10 protein-coding genes are annotated in these 12,397 nt (G+C 63.6%); 4 read left to right on the top strand and 6 right to left on the bottom strand.

The window, feature by feature from the left end; translation table 11 throughout:
* The first annotated feature begins 9 nt into the window (after window positions 1-9).
* The 4 genes from H6678_08775 to H6678_08760 all read left to right on the top strand — a co-directional run bounded on the left by H6678_08775 (window position 10) and on the right by H6678_08760 (window position 6,125).
* Window positions 10-1,371 carry a sodium:solute symporter family protein gene (locus H6678_08775; GenBank protein ID MCB9473889.1) on the top strand — a complete coding sequence of 454 codons (1,362 nt, stop codon included), beginning with the start codon at window positions 10-12 and terminating at the stop codon, window positions 1,369-1,371.
* Window positions 1,372-1,473: 102 nt separating this feature from the next.
* Complete coding sequence (locus H6678_08770; GenBank protein ID MCB9473888.1) at window positions 1,474-2,151, top strand: response regulator transcription factor; 678 nt, start codon at window positions 1,474-1,476, stop codon at window positions 2,149-2,151.
* Window positions 2,148-3,413 carry a HAMP domain-containing histidine kinase gene (locus H6678_08765; protein MCB9473887.1) on the top strand — a complete coding sequence of 422 codons (1,266 nt, stop codon included), beginning with the start codon at window positions 2,148-2,150 and terminating at the stop codon, window positions 3,411-3,413. The genes H6678_08770 and H6678_08765 overlap by 4 nt, the downstream gene beginning before the upstream one ends.
* A 297-nt stretch (window positions 3,414-3,710) precedes the next feature.
* Complete coding sequence (locus tag H6678_08760) at window positions 3,711-6,125, top strand: TonB-dependent receptor (GenBank protein ID MCB9473886.1); 2,415 nt, start codon at window positions 3,711-3,713, stop codon at window positions 6,123-6,125.
* A gap of 173 nt (window positions 6,126-6,298) precedes the next feature.
* Here H6678_08760 and bamE read toward each other — a convergent pair whose 3' ends face one another.
* The 6 genes from bamE to H6678_08730 form a co-directional block, all read right to left on the bottom strand.
* Window positions 6,299-6,748, bottom strand: a complete 450-nt coding sequence (gene bamE / locus H6678_08755; GenBank protein ID MCB9473885.1) for an outer membrane protein assembly factor BamE — start codon at window positions 6,746-6,748, stop codon at window positions 6,299-6,301.
* A gap of 136 nt (window positions 6,749-6,884) precedes the next feature.
* Window positions 6,885-7,301: a DUF2177 family protein gene (locus tag H6678_08750; GenBank protein ID MCB9473884.1), complete on the bottom strand. Its 417-nt coding sequence runs from the start codon at window positions 7,299-7,301 to the stop codon at window positions 6,885-6,887.
* A gap of 181 nt (window positions 7,302-7,482) precedes the next feature.
* Window positions 7,483-8,061, bottom strand: coding sequence for a YIP1 family protein (locus tag H6678_08745; protein ID MCB9473883.1), 579 nt, complete (start codon window positions 8,059-8,061; stop codon window positions 7,483-7,485).
* Between the two features lie 44 nt (window positions 8,062-8,105).
* On the bottom strand, window positions 8,106-9,050 hold the full coding sequence (locus H6678_08740; protein MCB9473882.1) for a LysR family transcriptional regulator: 945 nt from the start codon (window positions 9,048-9,050) through the stop codon (window positions 8,106-8,108).
* Window positions 9,051-9,102: 52 nt separating this feature from the next.
* The gene (locus H6678_08735) at window positions 9,103-10,530 is read right to left on the bottom strand and encodes an NAD(P)(+) transhydrogenase (Re/Si-specific) subunit beta (GenBank protein MCB9473881.1); all 1,428 of its coding nucleotides are present in this window, start codon (window positions 10,528-10,530) and stop codon (window positions 9,103-9,105) included.
* 9 nt (window positions 10,531-10,539) lie between these two features.
* Window positions 10,540-12,102 (bottom strand): Re/Si-specific NAD(P)(+) transhydrogenase subunit alpha, encoded by a 1,563-nt coding sequence (locus tag H6678_08730; protein ID MCB9473880.1) that lies wholly within the window; start codon window positions 12,100-12,102, stop codon window positions 10,540-10,542.
* Window positions 12,103-12,397: the final 295 nt, after the last annotated feature.

Raw genomic sequence — 12,397 nt, 5'->3', positions numbered from 1 at the left:
GTCAAGGGCATGCTGAAGTCCGGCCGCATCGAGAGCACGGATGATTTTCTGGTGGCCGGTCGCGATGTGCCCTGGTACCTGCTCTTCGCCACCATGGGCGCCACCGTCATCGGTGGGGGCTATTCGATCGGGGCCGTGGGCAAGACCTACGAGTGGGGCATTCTGATGCTGCTGGTCTCCACCGGCGGCTACCTGCATTTCATCTTCTCGGGCATGGTGGTGGCTCCACGCTTCCGCGAGGCGAAACTGTACACGGTGGCGGGCTACTTCGGCCACCGCTTCGGCGAGCAGCCTCGCTTCGTGGTGCTGATTCTGTCGCTGCTGTTCTCGGTCTTCATCGTGGCGGCCCAGATGGCCGCCATCGGCACGGTGCTGACCACCCTGCTGCCCTCGACGCTGGACACGCCCAACATCATGCGCTGGGCGATCGGCATCGGCGGGCTGCTGGTGATCCTCTACTCCACCGCCGGTGGCCTGCTGGCCGTGATCTACACCGACATCTACCAGTTCGTGGTGCTCTTCCTGGGTTTCCTGCTGACTCTGGTCTTCATCACCCCGGACCTGATCGGCAACTGGGACACGGTCACAAGCACCCTGCCCGCGGAGTTCTTCCAGCTGGAAGGCGGCCACGGCTGGCTCTTCCTGATCACCACCTTCCTGGCCTTCCTGCTGGGCGAAACCTTCGCCCCGGGTTATGCCACCCGCTACTGCATCGGGCGCGACATCGGACACACCAAACGCGGCATCGCGGGAGTGGGTCTTTTTCTGGCACTCACATTTCCGGTGGTGCTGTTCTTCATCGCCGTGCACGCCCGCATGCACTACCCGGACATCGACTCCCAGCAGGCCCTGCCCGTGGTGATCCGCGGGCTGCACAATCCGGTGCTTTCGGGCATCATGATCGCCGCTCTGCTCTCGGCCGTGATGTCTTCGGCCGACTCGGCGCTCAATTCGGCCACGGCGATCTTCGTCAAGGACCTCTTCGAGCACCAGCTGGGCTGGACCAGCATGGGGGACCGCAAACTGCTCAAGCTGGCGCGGATCTGCACCGCCCTGCTGGGTCTGGCCGCCACCCTGATCGCGATTCTCTGGCAGGACATCATCGGGCTGCTGCTCTTCACCTATCACACCTGGGCTCCGGCGATCATCGTGCCCGTGGTCGTGGGCACGCTCACCACCTTCCGCTCGCCCTCCCAGACCCGCGCCATCACCTGGACGATGCTGGTCTCGGTGGGTGTGACTTTCGTCTACCGCTTCACGGACTGGAGCAACCAGCTGGACCCGGCGGTCTTCGGCGTGTTCGTCTCGATTCTGGTCTACGCCCTGCTGCGGAGCGTGGATCGCTGGCGCAACCCGGCCCAGCCCGTCTGATTCGCTGCCCCATCGATTGTGCCTCCCCTGCACGGACGGACAGTATTAGGTTCTGCCCGAGATTGCCTGTCGACACTCCCACACCGAACAATGGGCGAGCCGGTGAAGATCCTGCTGGTGGAAGACGATCCACAATTGACTCACTCGATCCGCGAGTTTCTTGAAGGGCGTTTTGACCTGATCGAGACGGCCAGTGGCTTCGAGCAGGCCGAGCTCGCGCTCAAGCTCTACCTCTATGACTGTGTGATCGTGGACATCACCCTGCCCGACGGCAATGGCCTGGAGCTGCTGCGGACCCTGAAGAGCCGGGGCTCGCGCGCGGGCGTGATCATCATTTCCGCACGGGATTCACTGGAAGACAAGGTCCGCGGGCTGGATCTGGGCGCCGATGACTACTTGCCCAAACCCTTCCATCTGGCCGAACTGAATGCGCGCCTGCGGGCGATCCAGCGCCGGCTGCAGCAGGATGGCCAGCCCGAACTGGTCTGCGGCCCGTTGCGGATGCATCCCCAGAAACGCCTTGTGCATCACGGCAACCTCGAGATCTCCCTGACCCGCCGCGAATTCGACCTGCTGCTCTTTCTGGCCAGCAATGCCAACCATGTGCTCTCCAAGGAAACCATCGCCGAGCATCTCTGGGGCTCGGCGATCGACCAGGCCGACTCCTTCGATGTGGTCTACGATCACATCAAGAACCTGCGGCGCAAACTGGCCGACGCCGGAGTCGAGGGCCTGATCCACACCGTCTACGGCGTGGGCTACACGGTGAAACTGCCATGAAACTGCTGCACCGCCTCTTCCTCCTGGCGGGCCCTCTGCTGGCCCTGGCCCTGCTGGTCGGTGGTTTCGGCAGTTTTCACTACCTGCGCGGTCTGGCCGACGAGGAAGCCCGCGAAGGTCTGCAACTGCGACAGCGCGAGATCGAAGCGGACTTTCCCACCTGGCTGGCCCGTTGGGGCGACCAGGCCAGCCGCGAAGGACAGTTGCTCCTGCTGCAACCGGACGCTCCCGGGCGCGAACCCCAGTTTTCCGACACCCTGCTGCAGCCGGCCTTCGAAGACGATGTGGTGCCCTTCATGCAGCTGGGCTTCGAACTGCGGCACGCTGATCAACGCTGGTGGGTCACGGTGCGCAAGGCGCGCATCGAGTCCGACGATCTGGTGGAAAGCCTGCTCAAGGCACAGGCGCTCGTGCTGGCCCTGCTGCTGCTCTCGGCGATTGCTCTCAGCCACTTCAGCCACCGTGTGCTCTGGCGCCCCTTCCAGCTGCTGCTGGCGCGGATCGCGGCCTTCGACTTCCGGGACCAGCACCCCTTCGATCCCGTGGCCACCGGCACCCGTGAATTCGATGAGCTGGGTGCCCATGTGCGCCGGATGACCGAGAAACTGCAGCGGGACTATCAGAGCCTGCGGCAGTTCAGCGAGGATGCCAGCCACGAGATGCAGACCCCCGTGAGCGCCATCGTGACCCATCTGGAATTGCTGATGCAGCAGGATGATCTGTCGCAGGACTCCCGCGGCCACCTGCAGCACGCCTACGCGGCCGCCAACCGGCTGGCCCGCCTGCAACACACCCTGGCCCTGCTGACCCGGGTCGACAACCAGGAGTTCCGCCCCTCAGCCCCGATCGAGCTGGGCCCGTGGCTGCAGGAGAAACTGGACAGCCTGGAGGACCTGATCGACAGCAAGCGCCTGCAGTTGCAGGTGGAAATCAGTCCCTGTCTGCTCCGGATCCACCCGGACCTGTGTGACACGCTGTTCTCCAATCTGCTGCACAACGCGATCCGCCACAGTCTGCCCGGAGGCAGCATCCTGCTGACGCTGAACGCACACTCCTTGCAGCTGGAAAACACCGGAATGCCCTTCGCGGGCGACCCGGCCACCCTGTTCGAGCGCTTCCGCAAGGCCGACCCGACGTCCGGCTCGCTGGGTCTTGGTCTGGCGCTCGTCCAGCGGATCTGCCAGCACGCAGGCATCGGTCTGGACTACACCATCACGGGTGACCGCCATCGCTTCCAGCTGGACTTTCCCGCCTCCCGCTGAACTCCAGATTTCCTCCAGAATCTCTTCCTATCCTGAGCCCTCGATCACAGCCCGCGCGGCTGAATCCGCGATTTCCAGACCAGCAGGAGCGCCATCGAGCCTTTGCAAGCAGTTGATTAGATCCGTTTGTCCGGGTCGCATGACCACTTACAAGTACTTGCAGAGGAGCCCGAGATGCGTCCACCCAGCCCCCGGACCCCGCTGGATCCGCCAGCCAGTTTGTCACGCCGACACCCCTGTGTCCGATCTGCTTCCGCCGGTGAAGGCCGTTGGCCTCTGCCATCCCTGACAGGCTCAATGCGATACCTGGCCGGAGGTCCCCTCTGGCTGCTCGTCCTTCTGGCCCTGTTGTGTGACCACGGTGTGCTGTTCGCGGCGGACACACCCGTGGGTCAGAAGGCAAGCCTGGTGGGCCAGGTGCTGGATGAGCATCAGGATCGTCCGCTGTCGCGGGTCAACGTGACCGTCGATGGCACCTCGCTGGGCACGGCCAGCGACGAAGACGGCCGCTTCCGGATCACGGAGCTCAGCCCGGGCGAGTACTGGTTGACCCTCAGTTTCGTGGGCTATGAAGACCGGACTCTTGGGCCTTGCCAGCTGAAGGCAGGCACCGAACTGGATCTGGGAATCACCCGGATGCGCGCCGCCGCGATTCCGCTTGAGGAGATGGTTGTCACGCCGGGCAGTTTCTCGATCATGGGCACCGGCCCCGCCTCGCGCCAGACTCTGGGTCGCAAGGACCTGCAGAACATGAGTTTCGCCGAGGACATCACCCGGGCCGTGTCACGTCTTCCGGGCGTCGCGTCCAATGACTACTCCTCCAAGTTCACCGTGCGCGGGGGCGAAGCCGACGAGGTGCTGATGACCCTGGACGGGATGGAGCTCCATGAGCCCTTTCATCAGCGGGACTTCTCCGGCGGCCTGTTCAGCATCGTCGACATCGAAGCCGTGGAAGGTGTCGAGCTGCTCACCGGCGGCTTCTCCGCCGAATACGGCGACCGGGAAAGCGCGGTCTTCGCCATGCGCACTCGCCACAACAGGGACGGCAAGTCGCATCACAGCATGGGGCTGAGTGCGCTGACCGTGCGCGGATTCAGCGAGGGCCCGCTGGCCGATGGGCGTGGCGAATATCTGGTAAGCGCCCGCCGCGGCATCCTGGACCAGGCTTTTCAACTGGTGGGCTTCGACGAGCAGATCCCCTTCTTCTACGACATGCTGGGCAAAGTGGAATACCGGTTGAATCCGCGCCAGAGCATTGCCCTTCACGCCCTGCGCGCGGGCGACCAGACCGGCATCCGAGACATCAGCGTGGAAGACCAGGCCCACGACATCCACGACACGCGTTACACCAACAGCTACGGCTGGCTGACCTTCAACTCCAGCTGGACGCCGCGGCTCTTCACGCGCAGCATGCTGTATCTGGGCGAAGTGGATCACAAGCGCCATGGAGATTCGGAAAAGCCTTTCGAGCCCTCCGACAAGATGTTCTTCAAGCTGCTGGACCAGCGCTCGTACACCCTGTCGGGTTTCAAGCAGGAACTGGACTGGAAGCCGGGCAAGAACCTGCAACTCAAGTCCGGCGTCGATCTGCGCCACCTGCAAAGCGACTACAACTACCACTACACACTGGATGACTGGCGCATCGACTCCACCGACCAGCTCTTCTTCTTCCAGGACAGTGCGAGCATCCGGACCCAACCCAGCGGCAATCAGCTGGGCCTGTACGCCTCCGGGCGCTATCGACTGACCGAACACCTGCTTGCGGAGGCCGGGCTGCGCCATGACCGGGCCGACCATACTGGCGACAGACTCTGGAGTCCGCGGCTCGGACTGGCCTGGGCACTGGCCCCGGAAACCACCGTGCGTGCGGCGTGGGGCCACTACTGGCAGATCCAGTCGATCAATGCGCTGGACGTGAATCACGGCGCGACCCAGTTCGTGCCCGCCGAATTGTCGCGGCACTGGGTACTGGGCCTGGAACATCACTTTGACAACGGCATCGAGCTGCGCCTTGACGGATTCGTCAAGCAGATGCCGGACCCTGCCGCCTCCTGGCAGAACCTGCGTGATCCCTGGGAGGTGTTTCCCGAAGCGCGCAACGACCTGGCGCTGGTCCATGTGGACGAAGCCCGCAGCCATGGCATCGAATTCTTTCTCAAGCGCGATCAGGGCGGACGTTTTTCCTGGTGGCTCAGTTATGCCTGGTCCAGAGCCGAGGAACACGTGACCGGGATTGACTTCCAGGGGCTGGTCACGCCGCGGACAGGCTGGCTGCCGAAAATCAACAACCAGGATCACACCCTCTACGCCGATCTGAATTACCGGCCCGACCCGCGCTGGCTGATCAACGTGTCCTGGCAGTACTGGCACGGTCTGCCCTACACGGACTACACCTACCGAGACACGACCCTGCCCAGCGATTCGTTGCATTTCTACCCGGTGCACGGTGTGTTCCGCGGGCGCACCTATCCGCCCTACCACCGGATGGATGTACGCGTGAACCGGATCTGGCAGTTGGACAACAGCCGACTCAGTGCTTTCCTGCACCTGATCAATGTCTACAATCGCGAGAATCTGAAGAAGTTCGATGTGGATGTGCGCGGCGATGACAACCAGTACCAGTTCGATGACAACGGCAACTATGTCTACTTCCAGGACAATACCTACTGGTTGGGCATTCTGCCGGTGCTCGGTGTCAGCTGGGAATTCTGAGCGAAAGGACTTCCGACCGATGGGTTGCGTGACTGGATCCGTCAGCCCTTGCGGAAGGTTCCCGACTCCCGCTCGAGTACGGATGGCCAGTGACTCATCCACTGGCCATCCGTGCAAGCCTGCCAACAGCAACGGAAGAGAGCGGCCTCACGCCGCGCGTCTCGCGTGACTTGTCAGTGCACGGGCTCGTTCCAGCTCTGCAGACGTCCGGCATTGTCAAAGACCAGATGTCCGGCACCCGCATCCGTGGGGCTGCCGCCCCTGGGGTAGTAGTACCAATGCGTCACCGTGCCGCCATCCACCTTGGAAGGCTCGCCCAGCTGGCTCTGGACCTGGGCCATGGTCATGCCCTTGCCCAGTTTGCGCCAGTTGGCCTGGTTCTGCCAGCCGAATGCGGCGGACTGTCCGGGCAGCGCACCGGCGCCCGCCTGCAGCAGTTCCAGGCTGCGCTCAAGCTGTTGGACTTTCAGTTCCAGGGCTTCCACGCGCTTGGCGAGGGCTTCGGTCTGATCATTGCCGGCCTTGGGGAAATCGACGGCCAGAGCGGGTTGGCTCAGCAGCCCCGTCAGACTGAGGGCCAGCACCAACAGGACCAACGCGGACGAACATTTCGAAACAGACATCGTGCCTCCGGAATGGATGGTAAACATGGAACCGGGGCGCGGACCCCGGGTGATCGTGATACATGCAATGGGTCCGCAACCGTGACTCGGGTGAGACTGCTCAAGCGATTCGGATGCCCGCTGTGGCATGTGGGTCTCAGTCAGGCTCGGCCAGACCCAGCTTCGGCGCCAGGAACCAGACCAGACTGCTGACCGCCAGACAGAGCACGATGCCCCAGGCGATGTCCACGGGAACCAGCAGCCCGGGCCAATCACGGATCAATGCCTTGTTGGTCAGCTCGTAGGTGCTGTAAGTGACCAGGCCGAATGCCGCCGCGCGCCAGGCCCGGTGGCGTCTCCCCGCTCCCTGCAGCCCCGGAAGGATCACGAAGCCCAGCAGCCCGCCGATGTAGATCAGGTAGAACAGAATCGCCGCCGGCCAGTCGGGACTGGGGGCCAGCAGCCCCTGCAACTGCTCATGGTAGAAAGATTGCGCCACCCCGGCCAGCCAGAGCAGGTCCACGGCAAAAAAGACGGCGAAGGTCAGCAGAAACAGTCCGGCAAGCCTGGGCATGGGAACTCCTTGGTCTGGCGTGATACCCTGTGAACAGTTTCACGGATTCAATCCGGCCGGGACAGCAAGGTTCCCGGGGCGCACACCACGGAAGCCGTGGCTCGAGTGATGGCGCCCGTGAATGCCAGCTGGCCCTTTGCTGGCACGAGGAGTCCGCCGGCCTGGCACTCCGTCCATGGTCTCAGAGGAATTTGTTCAGCACACCAGCCAGAAAGATCTGCAGCAACCAGAGCACGACGGAGGAAATGAGCAGGGTCAGCAGCGCCTTGAACATGGAGAAGCCATGCGCCTCGGCCAGAAACATCACTCCCAGGAAGAAGCTGTAAAGCATCAGGATCGTGCTCAACAAGGCCACGGGCTGCAAGCTCAGTTCACTGACTCCCATCGCCCACATGGGCAAGAGAATCAGCATCGCGATCAGAGGGGGAACTTGTGACCAAGCCACTGCTGTCCGGGTATGCTGGGGCAGGGCGTCACCGCCAAATGCTCCCCCGACCAGGGCGTAGACAAGTCCATAGGTGTACAGATAAAGCAGACCGAAAATCACTGCTGATACGAGGCTGAAAACCGGACCCAGTCCAGCCAGTGCAGTAGCCAGCGGTTGCTGTTCGCCCCCCAGCTCCACCGAGCCCAGACCGAACAGGACAACCAGACCCAGCTCCACGGGCGGGTCGGATTTCTCCAGCAGCAGACGTATGGTCTGGCGGGGGTAGAAGAACAGGTTGAGGATCACGGCGGGATTGCGCGACGGACGGGACATGAAAACCTCCTGAGCGCTGGGGGGGCCGCCTGGCGGTCCGGGACTCAGTCTGCGGACACGCCCTGTGTGCCCGCGGCGGAAAGATGGTCAGGCAGTGATTGCTTGAGCAGACCCGCCAGCCGCCGGAATTCGGGCGCCCGCGGTGTGGTGCGGCGCCAGATCAAGGCGATGGTGCGCGTGGGTGCGGGCGCCACGAAATGCCGCAGGCAGAGCCCGGGCGAGCGCTCGGCGCTCAGCCGGGGCAGCAGGGTCATGCCGTATCCCGTGCTGACCAGCTGGATCAGGGTATCCAGACTGGTTGCCTGAAAATCGCTGGCGGGTCCTTCTCCGCTTCGTCCGGTGCTGCCGCAGATTTCCAGTGCCTGATCACGCAGACAGTGGCCTTCGGTCAACAAGAGCAGGCTGGCAGCGGACAGAGTGGCGGGGTCGACCGGACCGCTCGGATCCGTTTGCCCGGACGGCAAGGCCAGCAGAAACTCTTCGGTATACAGCGCATCGGCTTCCAGTCCGTCCAGCTCCACGGGCAGGGCCAGCAGGGCCGCATCCAGCCGGAACTCGTGCAGGGCCGCGAGCAGGCTGGCGGTGCGGTCCTCATGCCAGACCAGATTCAGCGCGGGGGCCTTTCTGGCCCAGAGTGGCACCAACCAGGGCAGCAGGTCGGGTGCGACGGTGGGGATCACGCCCAGTCGCAGGCTGCCGCTCAGTCCTTCTCCGGCCACGGTGGCCGCTTCGACCAGTTCGCCGGCTTCCTCGAGCACACGGCGCGCCCGGGGCAGCAGGCTGCGCCCCTCGGCGGTGATGCCCAGCAGACGGTTGCCACGTTCGAAGAGCACCAGGCCCAGAGTCTGTTCCAGTTTGCGGATGCCCGCGCTCAGGGTGGGCTGGCTCACGTGGCAGGCCTCCGCCGCACGGCCGAAGTGCCCCACCTCGGCCAGCACCACGAAGTAGCGCAGCTCGGTGAGACTGAGATGGGCCGGGTTGAGCGACATGGCCGGACCTTGCATGAAAAGGCCCGCCGGGGAGGCGGGCCTGGAAATTGTCTCAGCGGTTGGCGCGCCGCTCCACTCCTCCGCGCACGCCCTGGCTCACGACCGCCAGAATGCCATCCACGGTGGCCTTGGCGTCGCCGAAGAGCATGTCGGTGTTCGACTTGTAGAACAATGGGTTGTCGACGCCGGAGTAGCCCACGCCCATGCTGCGCTTCATCACGATGACCTTGGTGGCCTTCCAGACCTCCAGCACGGGCATGCCGTAGATCGGGCTGCCCTTGTCTTCCAGAGCACCCGGGTTGACGATGTCGTTGGCACCGATCACCAGCACCACATCGGTCTCGGGGAAGGTCTCGTTGATCGTGTCCATCTCATGCACGATGTCGTAGGGCACGCGAGCCTCGGCCAGCAACACGTTCATGTGCCCCGGCAGGCGTCCGGCCACGGGATGGATCGCGAACTGCACGTCGCAGCCGTTCTCACGCAGCAGGTCGCAGATCTGCTTCACCGGATGCTGGGCGTGGGCCACGGCCATGCCGTATCCCGGCACGATGATCATCCGGCGGCTGGCCAGCAGCAGTTCGGCGGTTTCATCCACATTGATCGTGGTGTATTCCTGGTCGCCCACGATCTGGGAACCGCCACCACCGCTCTCGCCGAAACCGCCCAGGATCACACTGATGAAGGAACGGTTCATCGCGGCGCACATGATGTAGGACAGGATGGCACCACTGGACCCCACCAGCGCACCGGTGACGATCAGCAGGTCATTGCTGAGCATGAAGCCGGTGGCCGCGGCCGCCCAGCCCGAATAGCTGTTGAGCATGGACACCACCACGGGCATGTCGGCGCCGCCGATGCCCATCACCAGATGGATGCCCAGCACGAAGGACAGCCCCAGCACGACCAGCAACAGGGGCAGGGCCGAGGCCGGCGGACTGGAGACCAGCATGCCCACCAGGATCACACTGACGATCAGCAGGGCCGAATTGAAGACATGGCGCCCGGGAAGCATCAGGGGCTTGCTGCGGATCACACCGCGCAACTTGCCCCAGGCGATGATCGAGCCGGTGAAGGTGACCCCACCAATGAACACGCCCACCCCCACTTCGACCAGGTGGATCGTCAGTTCGGCCCCGTGTCCGGTGGTCGTTTCCAGATAACTGTTGAGCCCCACCAGAGCCGCGGCAAGACCGACGAAACTGTGCAGCACGGCCACCAGTTCGGGCATCGAGGTCATTTCGACCTTGAGCGCCAGCGCCATGCCGATCAGCGAACCGGCCACCAGAGCCCCCGCGACCAACATGCCCACTCCACTGAAATCCGTGGAGAACCCGGTTGCCAGAATCGCGATGAGAATGCCGATCATCCCATAGAGGTTGCCGCGCCGCGCGGTCTCATGCCGGCTGAGGCCTCCCAGGCAGAGGATGAACAGGATGCCCGCGGCCAGATAGGCGGTGCTGAGGAGTCCGATTGGCATACCTGTCTCCTATTTGCGGAACATGCTGAGCATGCGATGTGTCACAAGGAATCCTCCGGCCACGTTGATCATCGCGATCAGCAGGGCGAAGGCCGCCAGGATCTGCACGACCGTCCCGGAATCGGGGTTGATCTGCAGCATGGCGCCCACCAGAATGATGCCGCTGATCGCGTTGGTCACGCTCATCAGCGGGGTATGCAGCGCAGGTGTCACGTTCCAGATGACCTGGTAGCCAATGAAACACGCGAGGGCAAAAACCGTGAGATGACTGAGGAACGCCGGCGGGGCCACCAGCCCCAGCAGGGCCAGCAGGATGCCCGCCGTGCCCATCATCAGGGCGTTGCGCACCGGATTGAAGCGCTTCTTCTGGGCCGCATTCTCCTCCGGGATGACCACATCGGTGGAACTGCGGCTGGCATCCTGGGCAGGCAGTTCCAGCTTGGGCGGCGGCCAGGTCAGTTTGCCTTCGTGTACCACCAGCGCTCCGCGCACGACCACGTCGTCCAGATTGACATGATAGCCCTGTTCGCCCTTGCACATGTCGGAAAGCAGGTTGAGCAGGTTGTTGCCATAGAGCTGGCTGGCCTGCGCAGCCAGGCGTCCGGCCAGATCGGTGAAGCCGATGATCTTCACGCCATGGCGTGTCACGACCTTGTCGGTCTCGGTCAGTTCGCAGTTGCCGCCGTTCTGCGAGGCCAGATCGACGATCACGCTGCCGCCGCGCATCTTCTTCACCATCTCGGTGGTGATCAGCTTGGGGGCGGGCTTGCCCGGAATCAGGGCGGTGGTGATGATGATGTCCACATCGCGGGCCTGCTCGGCGAAGAGCTCCATTTCGGCCTTGATGTACTCGGGGCTCATTTCGCGGCCGTAGCCGCCCTGTCCCGAGCCGTCTTCCTTGAGATCCACTTCCAGAAATTCGGCGCCCATGCTGATGACCTGGTCCTTCACCGCGGGGCGCGTGTCGAAGGCACGCACGATGGCACCCAGGTTGCGTGCGGCGCCGATGGCGGCCAGCCCGGCCACGCCCGCGCCGATCACCAGCACCTTGGCAGGCTGCACGGTGCCGGCAGCCGTCATCTGACCGGTGAAGAAGCGTCCGAAGTGGTTGGCCGCTTCCACCACCGCACGGTAGCCGGCGATATTGGCCATGGAGCTCAGGGCGTCCATCTTCTGGGCGCGACTGATCCGGGGAATGCAGTCCATGGCCAGCACGGTGGCCTTGCGATCGCCCAGCTGCTGGAGCAGCTCCTTGTGCATCGCGGGCCAGATGAAACTGACCAGATGCCCGCCGATCTTCAGCAGGGCCGCTTCGTGCACTCCGGTGGCGGGGTCCACGTCCGGGGGAAGCACCTTGAGAACAAGGTCCGATCCCGCCCAGAGGTCGGGCGCACCGTCCACGATGCGCGCTCCCGCATCGACGTAGGCCTCGTCGGTGAAGTCGGCCGGAATGCCGGCACCCTTCTGGACGCAGACGTCGAAGCCCAGTTTGATCAGCTTGCGAGTGGTTTCGGGAGTGACGGCCACCCGGTGTTCGCGGGGTTGCGTCTCTTTCGGTATGCCGATGATCACGGATGGGTCCCTGTCACTTTGAATTGCAGGCCTGACCGGAATGCCGCCGAACGCGCTCAACGGATTCCGGATGACTCGCGGAAGATCAGCTCGGATGTTCCCAATCGTACAGCGTTGACTGCTTGACCCAGATCATAACGGGTCTGGCTTTTCCTGTGGCCACTGAATTTACAAGCTGTTATCGTCAATCGGGAATTGCGAGTGCAGACAGGTTTGCCAGCGGAGGATGCTGGCATGGCAGCAGGCATGACGCCAGCGGAGGGTGCTGGCCTTGCAGCAGGCGTGATGCCAGCGG

The organism is Candidatus Delongbacteria bacterium (assembly GCA_020634015.1).
Classification (GTDB): domain Bacteria; phylum CAIWAD01; class CAIWAD01; order CAIWAD01; family CAIWAD01; genus JACKCN01.
This window is presented reverse-complemented; position numbering and strand designations above follow the sequence as displayed.

Excerpts from the sequence above, each read along its gene's own strand:
- H6678_08775 (MCB9473889.1), top strand. The coding sequence starts at position 10 with ATGCTGAAGTCCGGCCGCATCGAGAGCACGGATGATTTTCTGGTGGCC.
- H6678_08765 (MCB9473887.1), top strand. The coding sequence starts at position 2,148 with ATGAAACTGCTGCACCGCCTCTTCCTCCTGGCGGGCCCTCTGCTGGCC.
- H6678_08760 (MCB9473886.1), top strand. The coding sequence starts at position 3,711 with ATGCGATACCTGGCCGGAGGTCCCCTCTGGCTGCTCGTCCTTCTGGCC.
- bamE (MCB9473885.1), bottom strand. The coding sequence starts at position 6,748 with ATGTCTGTTTCGAAATGTTCGTCCGCGTTGGTCCTGTTGGTGCTGGCC.
- H6678_08750 (MCB9473884.1), bottom strand. The coding sequence starts at position 7,301 with ATGCCCAGGCTTGCCGGACTGTTTCTGCTGACCTTCGCCGTCTTTTTT.
- H6678_08745 (MCB9473883.1), bottom strand. The coding sequence starts at position 8,061 with ATGTCCCGTCCGTCGCGCAATCCCGCCGTGATCCTCAACCTGTTCTTC.
- H6678_08740 (MCB9473882.1), bottom strand. The coding sequence starts at position 9,050 with ATGTCGCTCAACCCGGCCCATCTCAGTCTCACCGAGCTGCGCTACTTC.
- H6678_08735 (MCB9473881.1), bottom strand. The coding sequence starts at position 10,530 with ATGCCAATCGGACTCCTCAGCACCGCCTATCTGGCCGCGGGCATCCTG.